Source organism: Ralstonia pickettii (assembly GCF_000607165.1).
In the GTDB taxonomy this organism is placed as follows: Bacteria; Pseudomonadota; Gammaproteobacteria; order Burkholderiales; family Burkholderiaceae; genus Ralstonia; species Ralstonia holmesii.
This window is the reverse complement of record NZ_JFZG01000003.1, coordinates 394,831-415,603: the sequence shown is the minus strand read 5'-3', so window position 1 is coordinate 415,603 and position 20,773 is coordinate 394,831. Positions and strand designations below refer to the sequence as shown.

The window sequence follows — 20,773 nt, the reverse complement described above, 5'->3', positions numbered from 1 at the left end:
CCACGAGACGACGATGACCACGATGCCCCCGCCTTCCAACAACGTTCACGCTTACCGCGGCCGCGTGCTGCATTTCCTGCACGACCCGCAGTATCGCGAGCGCGATGCTTATGAGTACTGGGAAGACGGCCTGCTCGTGGTCGCGGGCGGCAAGGTCGTGCAGGCCGGCGACTACGCCGCACTGCGCGAGAACCTGCCCGCCGGCACGCAACTGCACGACTACAGCGGCAAGCTGATCGTGCCCGGCTTCATCGATACGCACATCCACTTCCCGCAGACGGACATCATCGCGTCGCCGTCCCCGGGCCTGCTGCACTGGCTGGAGACGTACACCTTCCCGGAAGAGCGCCGCTTCGAAAGCGAGGAGTACGCCGCCGGCGTCGCTTCGTTCTTCCTCGACGAACTACTGCGCAACGGCACGACCAGCGCGATGGTGTGGAGCACCGTGCATCGCAGCTCGGCCGAGACGCTGTTCACGCAAGCTCAACAACGCGGCATGCGGATGATCACCGGCAAGGTGATGATGGACCGCAACTGCCCGGAATACCTGCGCGACACGGCTGAATCCGGCGCGCGTGACACGGCTGACCTGATCTCCCGCTGGCACGGCAAGGATCGTCTGGCCTACGCCATCACACCGCGCTTTGCGCCCACGTCGAGCGAAGCGCAGTTGCAAGCCTGCGCAGAACTCGCCAAGCAATACAAAGACGTCTTCATCCAGACCCACGTCGCAGAAAACCCCGACGAAGTGAAATGGGTGGCTGACCTGTTCCCGAACGCACGCAGCTACCTGGACGTCTACGACCGCTACGGCCTGCTGCGCAAAGGCGCCTTTTACGGACACGCCATCTGGCTGGACGACGGCGACCGCCAGCGCATGGCCGAATCCGGCGCGGCCGTGGCGCACTGCCCCACGTCCAACCTGTTCCTGGGCAGCGGCCTGTACAACTTCCACAAGAACGACGCGCACCGCCTGGCACTGACGCTGGCCACTGACGTTGGCGGGGGCAGCTCGTTCTCAATGCTGCGCACGATGGGCACGGCGCACAAGGTCGCGCGCATGGGCGGCTATCACCTGACTGCGCTGCGCATGTTCTACCTGGCCACGCGCGGCGCCGCCGAAGCGTTGGGCTGGGAAGACCGCGTCGGCAGCTTCGTGCCGGGCGCGGAAGCCGACTTCATCGTCCTGGACCCGGCGGCCACGCCGCTGCTGGCACGCCGCAATGCGCGCTCGGAAACGCTGGAAGAGCTGCTGTTTTCGTTGGCGCTGCTGGGTGAGGACCGTGCTGTATCCGCCACTTACATCCAAGGCGAGCCCGCCAAATTCGCAGTTGGCGCCAACGCCTGATGCACTTATAATCCTCGCTTCCATTGGGGAGTAGCCGCCCGGGGTCGATACCCCGGGGGCCACGTCAACAGACTTGACCGTCGCCAGGATCGCCAAGACTCAGGCAGACGGTTATGGCGTGGTCAGCCGCACTCAGGGTGCCACCCCGGCACCCGGTGACGCGCCTGGCGAGACCGATGACAACCCACTGCGGACAGGGCCGGCAGTGGCGCGTCATTGGTTCGCACACGGCCCGGACACCACAACAACATGGAAGCCTTTCTCGTCTCCACCGGCATCGTCGCGCTCGCTGAAATCGGCGACAAGACGCAATTGCTGTCGATCTTGCTGGCTGCGCGTTTCCGCAAGCCGGTCCCGATCATCCTCGGTATCTTCGTCTCCACGCTCGTCAACCATGCCTTTGCCGGCGCGGTCGGCGGTTGGATTACGCACGTACTGGGCGAAAACGTGCTGCGCTGGATCCTCGGTGTGGGCTTCATCGCCATGGCGGGCTGGATGCTGATTCCCGACAAGCTGGACGAAGAAGAAGCGCCCAGCGACACGCAGCGTGGCCTGGGCATCTTCGGCACGACCATCGTCGCGTTCTTCTTTGCCGAAATGGGCGACAAGACGCAGATCGCCACGGTGGCCCTGGCCGCGCGCTTTCACGACATCGTGTGGGTGGTCGCGGGCACGACATTCGGCATGATGCTGGCCAACGTACCGGCTGTGCTGATGGGCAACAAGTTTGCGGCGCGCATGCCGATCACGCTGGTGCATCGGATTGCGGCGCTGATCTTCCTGGTGCTGGGAGTGCTGGCGTTGCTCGGCGTTGGGAAGTAAGTCGTAGAGATCGAGCTCTGGCGCCAGCTCAGAGCTTGCTTACGCTTCGCAGCCCGCTTGGAGGGCGCCCGCCAGTGCTCCCTCCAACGCCCCAAGGCTTGTATCACCGAGCCGAAATCGGGCGACGCGGAGCACATCGCCGCTGATGTTTAGCAAAAAAAACGGGGCCGTAGCCCCGTTCAACCCTCACCGGTCATGCCACCCGCTAGGGAACGAATGGCATGCTCCGATAAACCTTTCTGTTGTTGATCAGCGTGCGCCTCAGTTCGTCTTGGCGCCGCCTTCGAACCACTTGGCGATAATCGTGCGCTCGTCGTCGGTGATCTGCGTCACATTGCCCAGCGGCATCAGCTTCTGCTGCACGACCTGCTGGTAGACGAGCTGCGCATGCTTGCCCAGTTCTTCCGGCGTATCGAGCAACACGCCCTTAGCCGGCGAAGGCATCAGGGTAGGATGAGCCGAGTGACATTGGTAGCACCGTGCGGTAACGACTGCCTGTACTTTGGCGAAGTCAGAGCCGCCGGATGCCGCGGTGGCAGCAACCGCAACGCCTTGCGCCGTTGCGGCCGGAGCGCTTTCCGTGGCCGCAACGGCCGGACGGGGCACCGGAGCCAGCCAAACCGCCACACCCACCAGCACCGCTACGCCTGCTGCCGGATAGCCCCAGTTGATCACGCCCTTGTGCTTCAGGATGAAGAACTGACGGATCAGCACGCCAGCCAGCATGATCAGGACCAGCACAGCCCAGTTGTACTTGGCGGCGTACGTCATGCTGTAGTGGTTCGACAGCATCGCGAACAGCACGGGCAGCGTGAAGTACGTGTTGTGCACGCTGCGCTGCTTGCCGCGCTTGCCGTGGATCGGGTCCGGTTTCTCGCCAGCCTTGAGCGAAGCGACCACCTTGCGTTGCCCCGGGATGATCCAGAAGAACACGTTGGCGCTCATGATGGTCGCGATCATCGCGCCGATCAGCAGGAACGCTGCACGGCCCGAGAACAGGTGGCACGCCGCAAACGCCGCGATCACCACATAGATGGCCACCAGAATGCCCACCACGCGGTCGTTCTTGCCGAACACGCGGCAGATCGTGTCGTACACCAGCCAGCCGACCACCAGGAAACCCAGCGCCAGCAGCACGGCCGTTGTCGCCGTCATGTCGAACACGCTGCGATCGATCATGTAGACGTTGGCGTTGAACAAGTACACCACCGTCAACAGGGCGAAGCCCGACATCCAGGTCGAGTACGACTCCCAGTAGAACCAGTGCAGATGGTCGGGCAGTTGCTTCGGTGCCAGCAGGTACTTCTGCGGGTTGTAGAACCCGCCGCCGTGCACGGCCCACAGTTCACCGTCGACCCCCTTGTCCTTCAGATCCGGTGCGATGGGCTTGGTCAGGCTGTTATCGAGCCAGACGAAGTAGAACGACGAACCGATCCACGCGATCGCGACGATCACGTGCAGCCAACGCAAGAGCAAGTTGGCCCAGTCGAGGATATAGCCTTCCATGATGACTCCCTGCCCTGTTAGCTGCCGCGATAGGTCGAATACGACCACGGCGACACCAGCAGCGGCACGTGGTAGTGCGCGCTGGTATCGGCCACGCCAAAGCGCAGCGTCACCACGTCCAGGAACGCGGGCTCGGGGAGTTTGACGCCGGCGGCGCGGTAGTACTCGCCCACGCCGAAGTCCAGTTCATACACGCCAGCCTGCAGCGCGTCGCCTTCGAGCAGCGGCGCATCGCAACGGCCATCATGATTGGTGCGGACCGATTTGATCGGTTGCCGCTGATTGTCGACAATTTTGAACAGTGCAATCGCCAGGTTTTGACCTGGCGTGCCTGCGGCGGTGTCGAGCACATGGGTGGTCAAGCGTCCCATTTGTCTTCCTCTGTAGTTTGAATTTTCAGAAGCGCCGCTGCCTCCACTTGCACCTCGCGCCAGACCCTTGTGTGGCAAGGGCTGGCGTCGGGGCCCGCTCGGTACGTGCTATGCACGCATCCCGGCGCGCGTCCAGCCGGTTTACGCCTGCCACCCATGTGGGGAGGAGCATGCCAAACCGGCAAAGCCGTCGCTCGTTCTGGGTCCGACGCCTTATCTCTGCCGTGTCCCTAGACCTGGCTCGAAACAGGGATTTCCCTAGTTTGTCGGATTCCCGAACGCATTTTGTTGACAATATTGAAGGCGGCTATGAATAATTGTCAACAGGTTTTCGCAGTGGTCTATGCCGCGGCGCACTAATGAAAGGCAGGTCTGCCATGTCCAAGAATCTCAAGCTGGTCTCCACGGAAGTGGCGTCGAAGTCGGGCGCCAAGACATCGGGGGCAACACGCATGTCGGTCGAAGAACGGATGTATCACGAGATCTACGACGCGATCATGGAACACCGCCTGCCCCCGCGCACGAAGCTGACGGAGCATGCGCTTTGCGAAATCTATGCCACCGCCCGTCATACGGTGCGCAAGGTCTTCTCCCAACTGGCCGCCGACGGTCTGGTCGACCTGGAGCCGAACCGCGGCGCGTTCATCGCGGCGCCCTCCATTGACGAAGCCCATGCCATGTTCGAGCTGCGCCAGATCCTGGAGCGCGCGGTGCTCGACAAGGTTGGCCATAGCAGCAACCCCAAGGCGGCCATCGCACCCCTGATGGAACTCGTCAAGCAGGAACGCCAGGCGTTTGTTACGCACGATCGTCCTCGCTGGATTCGCCTGTCTGCAGAGTTTCACGTGGCGCTGGCCGAGCAGTCGGGCAACCCGCTGGTGGTCGAAATGATGCGCCGGCTGGTGTCGCGCACCACGCTGATGATCGCCAGCGTCGAGGCCCCGGGCAACAACGCCTGCTCGTTCGACGAACACCTCGACATCCTCAATGCCCTGGAGCGTGGCGACGCCAGCACTGCACAGGCCCACATGGCCCAGCACTTGCAATGTTGCGCCGATCGCGTGCGCCCCGAAGCGCCCGCTGATTTCGATCTGCGTTCGGTATTGGGCCCGCGCGGCGGGAAGGACAAAGTCTAGGACCGGTTTAGCTGTATAGGGCGAGCCGGCACGACAGAGGCCGGCCGCCCAAGAACCTGTTCACGATCCGCAGCAATCAGCCCAAGGTTGGCCCCGGAAACACAGCCCTGCACGAGTACGGCGAGTGTCACCAGGCAAGCCCGAAGCACGCAGCAGGAACGTGGGCAGGCTCAAAGCTGGACGCCGTCCGGCTTACCACCCAAAGGAGACCTTTATGGCAAGCAGCACCATCGCCGCCCCCACGGCGGACCTGACCAATGAGCGCGTGGCGTACGGACGCCTGCTCGCATTGGGCCTTCAACATGTATTGGTGATGTATGCAGGCACCGTGGCAGTGCCTTTAATTGTGGGCGGTGCACTGCATCTGCCCAAGGAACAGCTCGCTTTCCTGATCAACGCAGATCTTTTTGCCGCCGGCCTTGCCACACTCATCCAGGCCTTCGGTGTGTGGAAGTTCGGTATTCGCATGCCGGTCATGATGGGCGTGACCTTCGCTTCGGTGGGGCCGATGATCGCCATCGGCACAGACCCCAGCATCGGCCTGCTGGGCATCTACGGCGCGGTGATTGCGGCGGGGTTGTTCGGCATCATCGTCGCGCCGCTCATGGGGCGGGTGCTTGGGCTCTTCCCGCCGGTCGTGACGGGCACCGTCATCACGCTGATCGGCATGTCGCTGATGGGCGTGGGGATCAACTGGGCTGCTGGCGGCCAGCCGACCATGAAGGCCATGGTCGACGGCGTGCTCAAGACCGTGCCCAACCCGGCCTACGGTGATCTGAGCGGCCTGGGCATTGCACTGGCAGTGCTCGTCATCATCCTGTTGCTGACGAAGTACGGCCGTGGCCTGATCGGCAACATCGCCGTGCTGCTGGGCATCGTGATCGGCACGTTCATCGCCATGGCGTTCGGCAAGGTCAGCTTTGCCGGCATCACAGAGGCCAACTGGGTGGCCGTGATCACGCCGCTGCATTTCGGCATGCCCACCTTCCACTTCGGCGCCATCGCTTCGATGTGCATCGTGATGCTGATCACGCTGGTGGAATCGACCGGCATGTTCCTCGCGCTGGCGGAAATCACCGGCAAGAAGCTCTCCACCGATGACCTCACCCGCGGCCTGCGCGCCGACGGTCTGGGCACCGTGATCGGCGGCCTGTTCAACACGTTCCCGTACACCTCGTTCTCGCAGAACGTGGGGCTGGTGACGGTCACGGGTGTGCGTTCGCGCTTCGTGGCAGCCATGGGCGGCCTGATCCTGATCGCGATGGGCCTGTTCCCGAAGATGGCGCACATCGTGGCGTCTGTGCCCTCGTTCGTACTCGGTGGCGCGGGCATCGTGATGTTCGGCATGGTGGCCGCCACGGGCGTGCGCATTCTCGGTTCGATCGATTTCAACAAGTACCGCCACAACCTGTTCATCGTGGCGATCTCGATCGGCTTCGGCATGATCCCGACGTTGGCACCGACCTTCTTCCAGTACCTGCCGCATTGGCTGGAGCCGGTCACGCACAGCGGCATCGTGCTCGGCACGCTGGTCGCGGTCATCCTGAACCTTTACTACAACGGCATGCAGTCGGCGGAGCACGCAATGCGCGACGCTGCTGCCAACACCCACGGCACGGAGTAATTGCATGAACGCCACTGTCGCGCACAACGACCCGCTTCTGATCGCCCGTCATGCCGACGTGCTGGTCACCATGGATGCGCAACGCCGCGAGATCCCGGACGGCGCCCTGGTTGCGCGCGGTGGCGTGATCGAATGGGTCGGCGCCACGGCGGATCTGCCGTCGCAGTATCGCGAGGCCATCGGTCAGCCCAACGTGCGCGTGATGGAGTTGCGCGACCACGTGGTCACACCGGGCTTCGTCAACACGCACCATCACATGTATCAGAGCCTGACGCGCGCCCTTCCCGCCGCGCAGGACGCGGAACTGTTCGGCTGGCTGACGAACCTGTATCCGGTATGGGCAGGCCTCACGCCCGAGATGGTGCGTGTGTCCACACTCACGGCGATGGCGGAACTGCTGCTCTCGGGTTGCACGACCTCCAGCGACCATCTGTATCTGTATCCGAACGGCAGTCGGCTGGATGATTCGATCGAAGCCGCGCAACAGATCGGCATGCGCTTTCACGCAGCCCGCGGCAGCATGAGCGTCGGCCGCAGCCAGGGCGGCTTGCCGCCGGACCGCGTGGTCGAAGGCGAAGAGGCCATCCTGAAGGAAACGCAGCGCCTGATCGAAACCTGGCACAACGCCGATCGCCATTCGATGTTGCGTGTGGTGGTGGCACCGTGCTCACCTTTCTCCGTCTCGCGCGACCTGATGCGCGAATCGGCCAAGCTCGCACGCAGCTACGGCGTGTCGATGCACACCCACCTGGCTGAGAACGACAACGACATCGCATATTCGCGCGAGAAGTTCGGCATGACGCCGGCCGAGTACGCGGAAGACCTCGGCTGGGTCGGCCGCGACGTCTGGCATGCGCACTGCGTGAAGCTCGACGCGCACGGCATCGACGTATTCGCTCGCACCGGCACCGGCGTCGCGCATTGCCCGTGCTCGAACATGCGGCTGGCTTCGGGCATCGCCCCCATTCGCACCATGCGCGATGCCGGCGTGCCGGTCGGCCTGGGCGTGGATGGCAGTGCATCGAACGATGGAGCGCACATGCTCGGCGAAACACGCCAGGCCATGCTGCTCGCGCGTGTCGGCTTTGGCCCCGCCGCGATGAGCGCGCGCGAGGCGCTGGAGATCGCCACGCTTGGCGGCGCACGCGTGCTCAACCGCGACGACATCGGCGCGCTCGCCCCCGGTATGTCGGCCGACTTTGTCAGCTTCGATCGTCACCAAGTCGGTTTTGCCGGCGCCGACCACGACCCGGTCGCGGCGCTGGTGTTCTGCGCCCCATCCAATGTGGCGCACAGCGTGATCAACGGGCGTGTGGTCATCGAAGACGGCCGCCTGACCACGCTTGAGCTCGACGCCCATCTCACGGTTCACCGGAGGCTCGCGCTGGAACTGGCGCAGGCTGCCCGGGCAGTTCCGGCCTGACGCGATGGCGCTTTGTCTTGTTCATGACGCCGCTGTGATGTCGTGAATTTGGAAAGCCGCATTCCACTGTCTGGCCGGTGTTGTATGAAGTCTCCTCGACATGAAAAAACCATGACAAACAATAACTATCCGCGCGATCTCATCGGTTACGGCAAGAACCCGCCCAACGCCAATTGGCCGGGCGGCGCGCGCGTAGCACTGCAGTTCGTCCTCAACTACGAAGAGGGCGGTGAAAACTGCGTCTTGCACGGCGACGCCGGCTCCGAGCAGTTCCTCTCTGAGATCATTGGCGCTGCGGCCTACCCGGACCGCCACATGAGCATGGAGGGCATCTACGAATACGGCTCGCGTGCAGGCGTTTGGCGCATCCTGCGCGAGTTTGAAAAGCGCGGCCTGCCGCTGACGATCTTCGGTGTGTCGATGGCCCTGCAGCGCCATCCGGACCTGACCCAAGCCTTCGTTGACCTGGGCCACGAAATCGCCTGCCACGGCTGGCGCTGGATCCACTATCAGAACATCGACGAAGCCACCGAGCGCGAGCACATGCGCATCGGCGTCGAGATCATCCGCGAGCTGACCGGCAATGCGCCGCTTGGCTGGTACACCGGCCGCGACAGCCCCAACACGCGCCGCCTAGTGGTCGAGCACGGCGGCTTCGCCTACGACGCCGACTACTACGGTGACGACCTGCCCTTCTGGACCGAAGTGCAGACCTCGTCGGGCGAGAGCAAGCCGCACCTGGTGGTGCCGTACACGCTGGACACCAACGACATGCGCTTCGCCAGCCCGCAAGGCTTCAACACGGCAGACCACTTCTACCAGTACCTGAAGGACGCCTTCGACGTGCTGTACGAAGAAGGCGATCCCAACGGGCTCGCACAGCCGAAGATGCTCTCGATCGGCATGCACTGCCGTCTGCTGGGCCGCCCGGGGCGTTTCCGTGCGCTGCAGCGTTTCCTTGACTACGTGCAATCGCACGACAAGGTGTGGATCTGCCGGCGCATCGACATCGCGCAACACTGGATCCAGAACCATCCGTATGAAAAGCAACCCGTTTTGAGCACCGCAGCATGAGCCAGACCACCTACACCCTCTCGCAACTCAACGGCATGGACGCACCGCAGTTCGTGCAAGTCCTGGGTGGCATCTACGAGCACTCGCCGTGGGTTGCTGAACAGGCCGCCACGCAGCGCCCGTTTGCTTCGGCCGAGGCACTCGCAGCCGCCATGCGCAATGCCGTGGATACCGCAGGCATTGAGCCTCAGCTCAAGCTCGTGCGCGCCCACCCGGAGCTGGCCGGCAAGGCTGCCGTGCGCGGTGAACTGACCGCCGAGTCGACGCGCGAACAAAGCGGCGCGGGCTTGAACCTGTGCACGCCGGAAGAGTTTGCGCGCCTGCAGGCGCTCAACGCCCAGTACAACGAGAAATTCGGCTTCCCATACATCCTGGCAGTGCGCGGCTATGACCGCCACGGAATCATCGAGAACTTCAGCAAGCGCGTTGAGAACGACCGCGATACCGAGCTGCGTACGTCGCTCGAACAGATTCATCGCATCGCGGGCTTCCGCCTGACCGATTTGATCGCAGCAAACTGATTTTTCAGGTTCATCAGCAAAAACAACGCTGTGGGCGCGGTGTCATGGGGCATGGGACACCGATCGGCATGGAGCCTGACCAGCCGGCCTGTGACCGCATCAAAGAATGCGGCGCAACCCGCAGTGATCTTCAACAACAAAGGAGGTAGCAATGCAGTCGAAATTCAAGCGTGGCGTGGCCGCGCTGGCAGTGGCATCGGCACTGGGGGCAGCAAGTGCCGGTGCGCAAGCGCAATCGTCCGTCACGTTGTACGGCCAGGTGGATGCCTGGGCGGGCGCCACCAAGAGCCTGGGCGCATCGGATCGCGCCTGGGGCGTCAACTCGGGCGGTATGTCGACGTCGTACTGGGGCATGAAGGGCAGCGAAGATCTGGGCAACGGCCTGAAGGCCATCTTCACGCTGGAAGCATTCTTCCGCCCGGACACCGGCAAGTCCGGCCGTTTTGACGGCGATACGTTCTTCGCCCGCAACTCGTTCGTGGGCCTGCAATCGAATACCTGGGGCTCGATCAAGCTCGGCCGCCTGACGCCGCCGTACTTTGTCTCGACGATCCTGTTCAACCCGTTCATCGATTCTTACACGTTCTCGCCGATGGTGTTCCACACGTACCTCGGCAACGGCCTGAGCGGCCCTGGCGGCATCTCGGGTCTGGTGGGTGATTCGGGCTGGAACAACTCGATCATGTACTCGACGCCGGACTTCAACGGTCTGACCGCCAACTTCATCTACGGCGCGGGCGAGCAAGCCGGCCACAACGGCCAGAACAAGTGGGGCGGCAACTTCCTGTACTTCCATGGCAACTTCGCGGCCACGGCAGCCTTCCAGCAAGTGCGCTTCGACTCCGCTCCGGGTGACCTGAACGCGCTGGTGGCAGGCTTCTCGCGCCAGACGGCCGCGCAGTTGGGTGCCACGTACGACTTTGGCGTGGCCAAGGTGTACGGCCAATACCAGTACATCAAGAACGCCATCAGCACGGGCGATGCGAAGAGCAACGGTGGCCAACTGGGCGTGTCGGTGCCGGTGGGCCCGGGTAGCATCCTGGCGTCGTACGCGTACACGAAGACCTCGGGTGCGGCTGACGTGAAGCGCAACACGTGGGCAGTCGGCTACGACTACTCGCTGTCCAAGCGCACCGATGTGTACGCCGCGTACATGCGCGACAAGGTAACGAACCTCAGCTCGGCAGACACCTTCGGCGTGGGCATCCGCGCGAAGTTCTAAGTAGTCGGCAGCAAAGAAAAACGGCGCCTGGACTTTCCCCAGGCGCCGTTTTCTTTTGGACCGCCAACGTTCAGCGGCCCAATGGTCGGATCAACCGATCAACGCGTAGCCGACACATCCGCCACAGCCAGCGCCGTCATGTTGACGATGCGACGCGATGTGGCCGACGGGTTCAGAATGTGCACCGGCTTGGCGGCGCCCAGCAGGATCGGGCCGACCGTCACGCCCTGCCCGCCCGTGATCTTGAGCAGGTTGAACGCGATGTTGGCAGCATCGAGCGACGGCATCACCAGCAGGTTTGCGCTGCCCGAGAAGGCGCTCTTCGGCAGGAAGTGGTGGCGAATGTCTTCCGACAACGCCGCGTCACCCTGGATCTCGCCTTCCACCTGCAGATCCGGCGCTTCGGTCTTCAGCAGGTCATACGCAGCGCGCATGCGGCGAGCCGATGCGTTCTTCGACGACCCGAACATCGAGTGCGACAGCATCGCCACCTTCGGCTCCTGGCCGAAACGGCGCACCTCTTCTGCTGCCAGCTTGGTGATGTCGGCCAGCTCTTCCGCGCTCGGCATCTCGTTGACGAACGTGTCGGTGATGAACAGCGTGTGCTTCTCCAGCATCAGGCCGTTCATGGCCGCGAACACCTTGGCGTTCGGGGCCAGGCCGATCACGTCGCGCACGTGTTCCAGGTGGGCATCAAAGCGGCCAACCGTGCCGCACAGCAGCGCATCGGCATCACCCAGACGCACCAGCAGTGCACCGATCAGCGTGTTCGAACGGCGCAGCGCCGACTTCGCCATGTCCGGCGTCACGCCGTTGCGGCCCATCAGCTCGTGGTAAGCGGTGTGGTACTGGTGATAGCGGCGGTCGTCTTCCGGGTCCACCAGTTCGAAGTGCACGCCCGGCTTCAGACGCAAGCCCGCCTTCTGGATACGCATTTCAATCACGTGCGGACGGCCGATCAGGATCGGCTTGGCCAAGCCTTCGTCCACCACCGTCTGCACGGCGCGCAGCACGCGCTCTTCTTCACCTTCGGCGTACACGACGCGCTTCGGGTTGGCCTTGGCAGCCGAGAACACCGGGCGCATGGTCAGGCCGGTGTGGTACACGAAGTCGCTCAGCTGGGCGCGATAGGCATCCAGATCCTTGATCGGGCGCGTAGCCACGCCGGACTCTTCCGCGGCCTTTGCGACGGCCGGCGCGATCTTCTCGATCAGACGCGAATCGAACGGCTTCGGGATGATGTAATCCGGGCCGAAGGTCAGGTCCTGGCCCGCGTAAGCCTGGGCTACCGCATCGTTCGTTTCGGCTTCCGTCAGCTCAGCAATGGCCTTCACGCATGCCAGCTTCATCTCTTCCGTGATCTTGGTGGCGCCACAGTCGAGCGCACCACGGAAGATGTACGGGAAGCACAGCACGTTGTTGACCTGGTTCGGGTAATCCGAACGGCCCGTAGCGATAATGCAGTCCGGGCGCGCGGCCTTGGCCACTTCCGGGCGGATTTCCGGCTCGGGGTTGGCCAGCGCCAAAATGATGGGCTTCGGAGCCATGGTCTTGACCATGTCGGCAGTCAGCACGCCGGCGGCCGAGCAGCCCAGGAACACGTCTGCATCGCGAACGATGTCGGCCAGCGTACGGGCCGACGTGTCTTGCGCGTAGCGCGCCTTGTTCGGCTCCATCTTGGCGTCGCGGCCGACGTAGATCACGCCCTTCGAATCGACCACGTAGACGTTCTCGCGCTTGACGCCCAGGCCCACCATCACGTCCAGGCAGGCGATGGCCGCGGCACCCGCGCCCGACACGGCCACCTTTACGCTGCCGATGTCCTTGCCGACAACCTTCAGGCCGTTGAGCAGCGCCGCCGACGAGATGATCGCCGTGCCGTGCTGGTCATCGTGAAAAACGGGAATGTTCAGGCGGTCACGCAGCTTCTGCTCGATGTAGAAGCACTCCGGCGCCTTGATGTCTTCAAGGTTGATCCCGCCCAGCGTCGGCTCCAGCGAGGCAATGATGTCGACCAGCTTGTCCGGATCGCGTTCGGCCAGTTCGATATCGAACACATCGACGCCGGCAAATTTCTTGAACAGGCAGCCCTTGCCTTCCATTACCGGCTTGCTGGCCAGCGGCCCGATGTCGCCCAGGCCCAGCACCGCGGTGCCGTTGGTGATCACGCCGACGAGGTTGCCGCGCGAGGTGTATTCCGCCGCCAGCGACGGGTCTTGTTCAATGGCCGTACACGGATACGCCACGCCCGGCGAATACGCCAGCGACAGGTCGCGCTGGTTGATCAGCGCCTTGGTCGGGCGCACCTCAATCTTGCCGCGCGTCGGAGCGCGGTGATATTCAAACGCGGCGCGGCGCAGCTCGGCCTCGGCGCCTTGGTCTTGGGAATCCGGCGAGGCGTCGTGAAGCTTGTCGTTCATAGCAATGAATCCTGATGGAGAGTTCCGCAGATGAGGCGCCCGTGCGCTCAGGCGGAAACTCCCTGAGACGAAGTGGCGAAAAACAGTGGGAACAGAGGGAAACCGGGAGCGAGGCCGCACGCGTTGTGGAGCACCGTCAGGAGGGTAGCGACGGGGCGGAGGCAGCGCCGGCCAGGGGTGGCGGTCGGCGCGGGACGGGATGAAGTGACAACGCTCAAGCGGGATACGGCTGGCGGCCTACAGATTAGGTCATGCATTCTAACGTAGACCGCCGGCCAAAACCCACCCTGGCGCACTACTTGGGTGCCGGCCCGGATGCGGGTTTCGCCGCCGGTTTCACCGATGGATCAATGGGCAGCTCTACGAGGATGGGCTGCGCGTTCGGCGCCGGAAAATTGGCAAATGCGCTGCGTACCAGATAGGGCATCACAGCCGTCAGCGATCCATCCCCACCCTGCGTTTGCGCCGTCACCTGATACACGCGCTTGCCGGTGGCTGCCTCGTCAATTTCCACGTGATAGGCATAGAACGGCACCTGCACGTTGGTATCCACGTATTGCGGCCCCCACGGACCCCAGGGCCCCCAAGGACTGCGCCATGGCCCCCAGGGCCCTGGGCCCCAATACGGATCCGGGTACACAGGCTGGCGCACCTGCACGAGCTGCGTGGCGGTCGAGTAGTCCAGGCGAACCAGATAGCGTGCGCTGGCACGCGGCACGCTGGTAAAGCCGTGGGCGGCCAATTGGTCTGATGTCCAGGCCTCGTAGGTCTGGCGTTCGAGATCATTTTGCTGCGCTGCAGTGTGCTCGAAGGCATAGGTGCGCGGCGGGTGGTCGGTCCAGCCGGGTTGCCGGAACGCCGTCACCTGGCTCGTGACGGTGCTCGCGCAGCCCGCCAGCAGGCTGGCCGCCATCAGCGCGCCGGCCATCGGCCAGACGCCCGATGTCTTGATCCATTTCCACATAGAAAATCCCCCTACTCTCAATCAGACAGATGGTCGCGGGCCCCGGAAGCGGGGCTGCGCGCGCTCTGTTACTCAGAGTGACGCCCCGCGCGGAAGATTCCCGCCAAGGGCCTGAGTACAATGGCCTTTTGCGTACCGCTACGAGGATGTTACCGATGTTGCGCACCGATACCGCCGTCACGATTTACCGCAAGGACTACACCGCGCCCGCTTTCCGCATTGACGAAGTGGCCCTGGAGATCGATCTCGTGCCCGAGCGCACCCGCGTCGTCAACCGCTTGCGCATGACGCGCACGGACGCCGGCAAGCCCCTCGTGCTGGTGGGTGAAGGACTGGAACTGGCGGGCGCAACCGTCGACGGCAAAGCGCTGTCCGGCTTGCAAGCCTCCGGCGACACGCTCACCATCGATGCCGTACCGGCCGATGTTGGCACCAGCTTCACGCTGGAACTCACCACCTACTGCAATCCCGCAGCGAACTCCTCGCTGATGGGCCTGTACGTTTCCAACGGCAACTTCTTCACGCAGTGCGAGGCCGAGGGCTTTCGCAAGATCACCTACTTCCTCGACCGCCCGGACGTGATGACGGTCTACACCGTCACGCTGCGCGCATCGAAAGCGGACTACCCGGTGCTGCTGTCCAACGGCAACCTCATGTCGGAGCGCGACCTGCCGGACGGTCGCCATGAAGCCGTGTGGCACGACCCGTTCAAAAAGCCGTCGTACCTGTTTGCCCTGGTGGCAGGCAAGCTGGAGTGCATTGAAGAACGCATCCGGTCGGCCTGCGGCAAAGAGAAGCTGCTGCAGGTGTGGGTGGAAGCGCAAGACCTCGGCAAGACCCGCCACGCAATGGATTCGCTCATCCACTCGATTCATTGGGACGAACGCCGCTTCGGCCTGGAGCTGGATCTCGACCGCTTCATGATCGTCGCCGTGGGCGACTTCAACATGGGCGCAATGGAGAACAAGGGCCTGAACATCTTCAACACGAAGTACGTGCTGGCCAATGCCGAGACCGCAACCGATGTGGACTTCGCGAACATCGAATCGGTGGTCGGCCACGAATACTTCCATAACTGGACGGGCAACCGCGTCACTTGCCGCGACTGGTTCCAACTGAGCCTGAAAGAAGGCCTGACGGTGTTCCGCGATCAGGAGTTCTCCGCCGACATGGCCGCGGCCGCCGGTAACGAAGCCGCTGCGGCCAGCGCCCGTGCCGTCAAGCGCATCGAAGACGTGCGCGTGCTGCGCCAGGCGCAGTTTCCGGAAGATGCAGGGCCGATGGCCCACCCGGTGCGGCCCGACAGCTACGAAGAAATCAACAACTTCTACACCGTCACGGTGTATGAAAAAGGCGCCGAAGTCGTGCGCATGTACCAGACCCTGCTCGGCCGCGACGGCTTCCGCAAGGGCATGGACCTGTACTTCCAGCGCCATGATGGCCAGGCTGTCACCTGCGACGACTTCCGCGCTGCCATGGCCGATGCCAACGGCCGCGACCTCACGCAATTTGGCCGCTGGTACAGCCAGGCTGGCACGCCGGTCGTGGCCGTTGAAGGGCGCCACGATGCGGCCACGCACACCTACACGCTCACGCTGCGCCAGCGCTGCGAGCCGGTCGGCATCGAGACCACCAGCGGCATCCAGAAGCAGCCGTTCCACATTCCGTTTGCGATCGGGCTGATCGACAAGCAGGGCCACGATTTGCCGCTGCGTTTGCGTGGCGAAGCCGCATCACCCTCGCCGGTGACCACGCGCGTGCTGGACTTCACTGAAACCAAGCAGACCTTCGTCTTCGAAGATGTGGCCGAAGCGCCGTTGCCCTCGCTGCTGCGCAATTTCTCGGCGCCGGTGATCGTTGAATACGGCTATACGACCGAGCAGCTCACGTTCCAACTCGCGCACGATTCAGATCCGTTCAACCGCTGGGAAGCCGGCCAGCGCCTGGCCACCGACACACTGCTGCGCATGGTGACGGACATCCAGCATGGCCGCGCGCCGGTGGTTGATCCGGCGCTAGTCGAAGCCCTGCGTGCCGTGGTCGCCGACACCTCGCTGGATCCGGCCTTCCGCGAGCAGATGCTGATCCTGCCGGCCGAAGGCTATCTGGCCGAGCGCATGGATGTGGCCGATCCGGCTGCCATTCACGCGGCCCGCCGCACGCTGCGCCGCACGCTGGCAGAAAAGCTCAACGCGGAGCTGCTGCGTGCCTATCAAGACAACCAGACCGAAGGCGCTTACTCGCCCGATGCTGTGTCTGCAGGCAAGCGCGCGCTCAAGAACATCGCCCTCGGCTATCTGGTGGAAACCGAAGCCCCCGAAGCGCTGGCCCTGGCCGAACAGCAATATGCCGGCGCCACCAACATGACCGACCGCATGGGCGCCCTCTCCGCAATGGTCAACAGCTATGCCCCTGGCCGCGAAGCGGCACTGGCCGATTTCTACACGCGCTTTGCCGACGATGCGCTCGTCATCGACAAGTGGTTCTCGCTGCAAGCCATGCAGCCAGGTGCCGCTGGCAAACCGACGCTGGCCACCGTGCGCGCGTTGATGGCCCATCCGGCCTTCACGCTGCGCAATCCGAACCGCGCGCGCTCACTGATCTTCAGCTTCTGCTCGGGCAACCCCGCGCAGTTCCACGCCGCCGACGGTTCCGGCTATGCCTACTGGGCCGAGCAGGTGCTCGCGCTCGACGCCATCAACCCGCAGGTCTCCGCCCGTCTGGCACGTGCGCTGGACCGCTGGCGCAAGTACGTGCCCACGCTGCGCGACGCCATGCAGGACGCGCTCAAGCGCGTGGCGGCACATCCGAGCCTCTCGCGCGATGTGCGCGAGATCGTCGGCAAGGCGTTGGCCTGAATGTCACCGCTTGTATCGTAAAATCGCGCCCGTCTCAGGAGAACCCATGAAGCGCATCAACCTCACCCGCTACCTGATCGAAGAGCAGCGCGAGCACAACACCATCCCGGCCGAGCTGCGCCTGCTGCTCGAAGTCGTGGCGCGCGCCTGCAAGGCGATCTCGCACAGCATCAACAAGGGCGCGCTGGCCGGCGTGCTCGGCTCGGCCGGCACCGGCAACGTGCAAGGCGAAACCCAGCAGAAGCTGGACGTGATCGCCAACGAAGTCCTGCTCGAAGCCAACGAATACGGCGGCAACCTGGCTGCCATGGCTTCGGAAGAGATGGAATCGTTCTACGAGATTCCCCACCGTTATCCGAAGGGCGAATACCTGCTGCTGTTCGATCCGCTCGACGGCTCGTCCAACATCGACGTGAACGTCTCGATCGGCACGATCTTCTCGGTGCTGCACATGCCCCAGGCCGGCCAAGCCGTGACCGAGGCCGATTTCCTTCAGCCGGGCGCCAAGCAGGTCGCCGCGGGCTACGCTGTGTACGGCCCGCAGACCACGCTGGTATTGACGGTGGGCAACGGCGTGCACATGTTCACGCTCGACCGCGAAGTTGGCAGCTTCGTGCTGACCAGCCGCGACGTGAAGATTCCGGCCGACACGAAGGAATTCGCCATCAACATGTCGAACATGCGCCATTGGGCCCCGCCCGTGCGCCGCTACATCGACGAGTGTCTGGCTGGCACGGAAGGCCCGCGCGGCAAGGACTTCAACATGCGCTGGATCGCCTCGATGGTGGCGGACGTGCATCGCATCCTCACACGCGGCGGCATCTTCATGTACCCCTGGGACAAGCGCGAGCCCGGCAAGGCCGGCAAGCTGCGCCTGATGTACGAAGCCAACCCGATGGCCTTCCTGGTGGAACAGGCCGGCGGCGCGGCCACCAACGGCGAGCAACGCATTCTGGACATCCAGCCCGAACAGCTGCACCAGCGCGTGGCGGTGGTTCTGGGTTCAAAGAACGAGGTGGATCGCGTCACGCAATATCACCTCGAAGCCAAGAAAACAGCGTAACGACGCCATGTGAGATTGTTGTTCCGGCGGTTCTTGCAGGGCGGCAAAAAGTTCTGTTAGAATCGCTGTTTCCGACGCCGCTGTAGCTCAGTCGGTAGAGCAGCGCATTCGTAATGCGAAGGTCACCAGTTCGATTCCGGTCAGCGGCACCAGAATAAAAAAAGGGTTACAGGTTCTGCCTGTAACCCTTTTTGTATTTCTAGCTTCCCGGACGGGTGTCCAACCCGCCGCCCCTCCCCCCAGAACGACACCGATTCGCCCCACCCCAGAGACAAGCGCTCTTGGCGTTTCCGGGGCACCCAACCTATTGCTGATTCGGCGCAACAATCCCGAACCGTTCCATCTGCCGATAGACCGTCGCGCGCGCGATGCCAAGCTCGTGCGCAACGTGGGTGACGCGCCATTTGTTCCGGCGCAGCGCGGCCAGCAGGATTTCCCGCTCGTTGTCCGGCGCGGCATCGGCGGCGCTTGAAGCCCCGCACGCCCCACCGTCTATCGTGCTTTCGAGAACCTCCGGCGGCAATGCGTCGACATCGATCAGGCCGTCGTCGCTCATGGCGAGCGCAAAGCGCAGCACGTTGCGCAACTGCCGGACATTGCCCTGCCACGGGTAGCTGCGCAGCACCGCCAGCGCGGCCGGCGCGAGGTTCGCGTGCATGTCGAGCTGACGCGCTTCTTCTTCGACGATACGTGCGATCAGGTAGTCCTTGTCACAGCGCTCACGCAGCGTCGGCAGGTGCAGCGTTGCGCCGCACAGCCGGTAGTAGAGATCCTCGCGGAAGCGCTGCTCGGCAATCAGCTGGCGCAGATCACGGTGCGAGGCGGCAATCACGCGCAGGTCGACCGGAATCGGTTTTTCGGAGCCCAGCGGCATCACCTCGCGTTCGGACAGCACACGCAACAGCCGGCTCTGCAGATGGAGCGGCATGTCGCCAATTTCGTCTAGGAACAGCGTGCCGCCGTCCGACTGGGCAATCAGGCCACGCATGCCTTTGTTGCGGGCGCCGGTGAAGGTGCCAGGCGTGTAGCCGAACAGCTCGCTCTCGATCAGAGATTCAGGAATGGCCGCGCAATTGACCGCGACAAACGCCTTGCTGCGACGCTCGCTGGCGGTATGCAGGGCCTTGGCCAGGACTTCCTTGCCGGTGCCGGTCTCGCCTTGCACCAGGATGTTGAGCGGCTTGTTGGCCAGGCGCTTGGCCTGCAGGATCAACCGCTGCATCTGCGGGTCGTCGGCACCGAGAGCCTCGAGCGCAGCGCTCGCCTCGGGGCTGGGCAGCGCCGGCGCAGAGGCCGACGCCGACGGCATAGACGGCTTACCAGGGGCGCCGCGTGGCGGGATCCCCGTCGCGTAATACAGCCCGTGGTCGAACATCCGAATCGCAGTGCGCTCGGATGAGGTGCCCGCACGGGCGATGCGCCACAGCTCGCTCATGTTTTCGCGAAACACTTCGGTCAGCAGATGGCCACGTACGTCGGCGTGCGGATCGCTCTCAAGCCGCAGCTTGCGCCGGCCGCCGCTGTTGACCCCGCGAATCACCCCATTGCCATCGAAGGCGACCATGATCTCGCTATCCACATCCACCAGCGACCACGTTGAACCGAGCCGCAAGATCCACTGGTCGCGGAAGTAGCGCAGGAAGTTCGCGTCTTCGATCTTCTGCGCGTACATGGCGGTCATCTGCAGCGCGAGATGCTGCCCTTCGCGCGGTGCCGGCGCACTGAGAGCGGACACATCGAGCACGCCCAGGAAGTTGCCAGTCGGGTCAAACAACGGCGCGCTGTTGCAGGTGAGCGTGATGTGGCATGCGTCGAAATGATCGGTCTGATGGCACGTCACAGGGGCCTGCTCGACGATGCAGGTGCCGACCGCACAGGTACCGGCGCGCGACTCACTCCAATCGGCCCCCAGGTACAGGCCAGAACGCTTGAGTTCGCGATCCAGATTGTCGTTGCCGATGAAGTCGACCGTGACGCCGTAGGCATCGGTCAGCAGCAGCACGTAATCGAGGCCCGAGACACGCTTATAGAGCTGCTCCATGCCGGTACGCGCGACGCTCAGGAAATCCTCGATCTGATCCTTGTGCTCGCGCAGGCGCTGCGCCTCCACGATGTAAGCGGGTGTGGGGCGGCTCGGATCGCGACCGTAGTCGTCCAGGCAGCGCCGCCATGAGCGCTCGATGACGCCCTGCGCCTCGCCCGGCTGCTGCGAGAAGGCGAGCAGCCGCTCGATATGTGCGCGGTGTGCTTTTTGCTGCACGACTGTCTCCTTAGCCGCCGCATTTGAAAGGGTGCGAAGCCCGTGCTGCCGGTCTTTGCCGGCATTGGAGCGAGGGCAGATGCGGTTCTACGCTAATCGATTTACCCGGCTGCCGCAACGTAATGGCAACGTAACGGCAGCGCAAGGGAAACGAGATTGGC

Annotated in this window: 15 protein-coding genes, 1 tRNA gene and 1 riboswitch; of the genes, 11 read left to right on the top strand and 5 right to left on the bottom strand. The window is 63.6% G+C overall.

Going from position 1 to position 20,773, the window contains the following annotated elements; all coding sequences use genetic code 11:
* Positions 1 to 13 precede the first annotated feature (13 nt).
* Together guaD and BG83_RS0102575 are read left to right on the top strand one after the other, a co-directional pair.
* Entirely contained in the window at positions 14 to 1,348 is a 1,335-nt protein-coding gene (gene guaD, locus BG83_RS0102580) for a guanine deaminase (RefSeq protein ID WP_024975259.1), read from the top strand.
* 13 nt (positions 1,349 to 1,361) lie between these two features.
* A riboswitch (yybP-ykoY riboswitch) is annotated at positions 1,362 to 1,514 on the top strand.
* A gap of 83 nt (positions 1,515 to 1,597) precedes the next feature.
* Entirely contained in the window at positions 1,598 to 2,170 is a 573-nt protein-coding gene (locus BG83_RS0102575) for a TMEM165/GDT1 family protein (RefSeq protein WP_024975258.1), read from the top strand.
* A gap of 261 nt (positions 2,171 to 2,431) precedes the next feature.
* Here BG83_RS0102575 and BG83_RS0102570 read toward each other — a convergent pair whose 3' ends face one another.
* Together BG83_RS0102570 and uraH are read right to left on the bottom strand one after the other, a co-directional pair.
* Entirely contained in the window at positions 2,432 to 3,676 is a 1,245-nt protein-coding gene (locus BG83_RS0102570; RefSeq protein WP_024975257.1) for a urate hydroxylase PuuD, read from the bottom strand.
* Positions 3,677 to 3,693: 17 nt separating this feature from the next.
* Entirely contained in the window at positions 3,694 to 4,047 is a 354-nt protein-coding gene (gene uraH / locus BG83_RS0102565) for a hydroxyisourate hydrolase (RefSeq protein WP_012762338.1), read from the bottom strand.
* Positions 4,048 to 4,424: 377 nt separating this feature from the next.
* Between uraH and BG83_RS0102560 the strand changes: the two genes are divergently transcribed.
* The 6 genes from BG83_RS0102560 (at position 4,425) to BG83_RS0102535 (ending at position 11,047) form a co-directional block, all read left to right on the top strand.
* The gene (locus tag BG83_RS0102560) at positions 4,425 to 5,183 is read left to right on the top strand and encodes a GntR family transcriptional regulator (protein WP_024975256.1); all 759 of its coding nucleotides are present in this window, start codon (positions 4,425 to 4,427) and stop codon (positions 5,181 to 5,183) included.
* 214 nt (positions 5,184 to 5,397) lie between these two features.
* The gene (locus BG83_RS0102555) at positions 5,398 to 6,807 is read left to right on the top strand and encodes a nucleobase:cation symporter-2 family protein (RefSeq protein WP_024975255.1); all 1,410 of its coding nucleotides are present in this window, start codon (positions 5,398 to 5,400) and stop codon (positions 6,805 to 6,807) included.
* Between the two features lie 4 nt (positions 6,808 to 6,811).
* On the top strand, positions 6,812 to 8,230 hold the full coding sequence (locus BG83_RS0102550) for an 8-oxoguanine deaminase (protein WP_024975254.1): 1,419 nt from the start codon (positions 6,812 to 6,814) through the stop codon (positions 8,228 to 8,230).
* 111 nt (positions 8,231 to 8,341) lie between these two features.
* The gene (puuE, locus tag BG83_RS0102545) at positions 8,342 to 9,304 is read left to right on the top strand and encodes an allantoinase PuuE (protein ID WP_024975253.1); all 963 of its coding nucleotides are present in this window, start codon (positions 8,342 to 8,344) and stop codon (positions 9,302 to 9,304) included.
* Positions 9,301 to 9,825 (top strand): 2-oxo-4-hydroxy-4-carboxy-5-ureidoimidazoline decarboxylase, encoded by a 525-nt coding sequence (uraD, locus tag BG83_RS0102540; RefSeq protein ID WP_024975252.1) that lies wholly within the window; start codon positions 9,301 to 9,303, stop codon positions 9,823 to 9,825. The genes puuE and uraD overlap by 4 nt, the downstream gene beginning before the upstream one ends.
* Positions 9,826 to 9,976: 151 nt before the next feature.
* Positions 9,977 to 11,047: a porin gene (locus tag BG83_RS0102535; protein ID WP_024975251.1), complete on the top strand. Its 1,071-nt coding sequence runs from the start codon at positions 9,977 to 9,979 to the stop codon at positions 11,045 to 11,047.
* Positions 11,048 to 11,145: 98 nt separating this feature from the next.
* On the opposite strand, the gene BG83_RS0102530 is transcribed toward BG83_RS0102535, so the two are convergent.
* Together BG83_RS0102530 and BG83_RS0102525 are read right to left on the bottom strand one after the other, a co-directional pair.
* Positions 11,146 to 13,467: an NADP-dependent malic enzyme gene (locus BG83_RS0102530; RefSeq protein WP_024975250.1), complete on the bottom strand. Its 2,322-nt coding sequence runs from the start codon at positions 13,465 to 13,467 to the stop codon at positions 11,146 to 11,148.
* 295 nt (positions 13,468 to 13,762) lie between these two features.
* A complete protein-coding gene (locus tag BG83_RS0102525; RefSeq protein WP_024975249.1) occupies positions 13,763 to 14,431 on the bottom strand; it encodes a DUF4136 domain-containing protein in 669 nt (222 codons plus the stop codon).
* 155 nt (positions 14,432 to 14,586) lie between these two features.
* On the opposite strand from BG83_RS0102525, the gene pepN reads away from it, so the two are divergent.
* The 3 genes from pepN (at position 14,587) to BG83_RS0102510 (ending at position 18,504) form a co-directional block, all read left to right on the top strand.
* Entirely contained in the window at positions 14,587 to 17,289 is a 2,703-nt protein-coding gene (pepN, locus tag BG83_RS0102520; RefSeq protein ID WP_024975248.1) for an aminopeptidase N, read from the top strand.
* A 46-nt stretch (positions 17,290 to 17,335) separates the two neighbouring features.
* Complete coding sequence (locus BG83_RS0102515) at positions 17,336 to 18,352, top strand: class 1 fructose-bisphosphatase (protein WP_024975247.1); 1,017 nt, start codon at positions 17,336 to 17,338, stop codon at positions 18,350 to 18,352.
* A gap of 76 nt (positions 18,353 to 18,428) precedes the next feature.
* Positions 18,429 to 18,504: transfer RNA gene (locus tag BG83_RS0102510), tRNA-Thr, on the top strand.
* A 152-nt stretch (positions 18,505 to 18,656) separates the two neighbouring features.
* On the opposite strand, the gene BG83_RS0102505 is transcribed toward BG83_RS0102510, so the two are convergent.
* Entirely contained in the window at positions 18,657 to 20,612 is a 1,956-nt protein-coding gene (locus BG83_RS0102505) for a sigma-54-dependent Fis family transcriptional regulator (RefSeq protein WP_024975246.1), read from the bottom strand.
* Between the last annotated feature and the right edge of the window lie 161 nt (positions 20,613 to 20,773).

Bases quoted from the DNA above. Each gene is read 5' to 3' on its own strand.
- BG83_RS0102560 (WP_024975256.1), top strand. From the start codon at position 4,425: ATGTCCAAGAATCTCAAGCTGGTCTCCACGGAAGTGGCGTCGAAGTCG.
- puuE (WP_024975253.1), top strand. From the start codon at position 8,342: ATGACAAACAATAACTATCCGCGCGATCTCATCGGTTACGGCAAGAAC.
- guaD (WP_024975259.1), top strand. From the start codon at position 14: ATGACCACGATGCCCCCGCCTTCCAACAACGTTCACGCTTACCGCGGC.
- BG83_RS0102575 (WP_024975258.1), top strand. From the start codon at position 1,598: ATGGAAGCCTTTCTCGTCTCCACCGGCATCGTCGCGCTCGCTGAAATC.
- BG83_RS0102535 (WP_024975251.1), top strand. From the start codon at position 9,977: ATGCAGTCGAAATTCAAGCGTGGCGTGGCCGCGCTGGCAGTGGCATCG.
- uraD (WP_024975252.1), top strand. From the start codon at position 9,301: ATGAGCCAGACCACCTACACCCTCTCGCAACTCAACGGCATGGACGCA.
- BG83_RS0102530 (WP_024975250.1), bottom strand. From the start codon at position 13,467: ATGAACGACAAGCTTCACGACGCCTCGCCGGATTCCCAAGACCAAGGC.
- pepN (WP_024975248.1), top strand. From the start codon at position 14,587: ATGTTGCGCACCGATACCGCCGTCACGATTTACCGCAAGGACTACACC.
- BG83_RS0102570 (WP_024975257.1), bottom strand. From the start codon at position 3,676: ATGGAAGGCTATATCCTCGACTGGGCCAACTTGCTCTTGCGTTGGCTG.
- BG83_RS0102550 (WP_024975254.1), top strand. From the start codon at position 6,812: ATGAACGCCACTGTCGCGCACAACGACCCGCTTCTGATCGCCCGTCAT.
- BG83_RS0102525 (WP_024975249.1), bottom strand. From the start codon at position 14,431: ATGTGGAAATGGATCAAGACATCGGGCGTCTGGCCGATGGCCGGCGCG.
- BG83_RS0102555 (WP_024975255.1), top strand. From the start codon at position 5,398: ATGGCAAGCAGCACCATCGCCGCCCCCACGGCGGACCTGACCAATGAG.
- uraH (WP_012762338.1), bottom strand. From the start codon at position 4,047: ATGGGACGCTTGACCACCCATGTGCTCGACACCGCCGCAGGCACGCCA.
- BG83_RS0102515 (WP_024975247.1), top strand. From the start codon at position 17,336: ATGAAGCGCATCAACCTCACCCGCTACCTGATCGAAGAGCAGCGCGAG.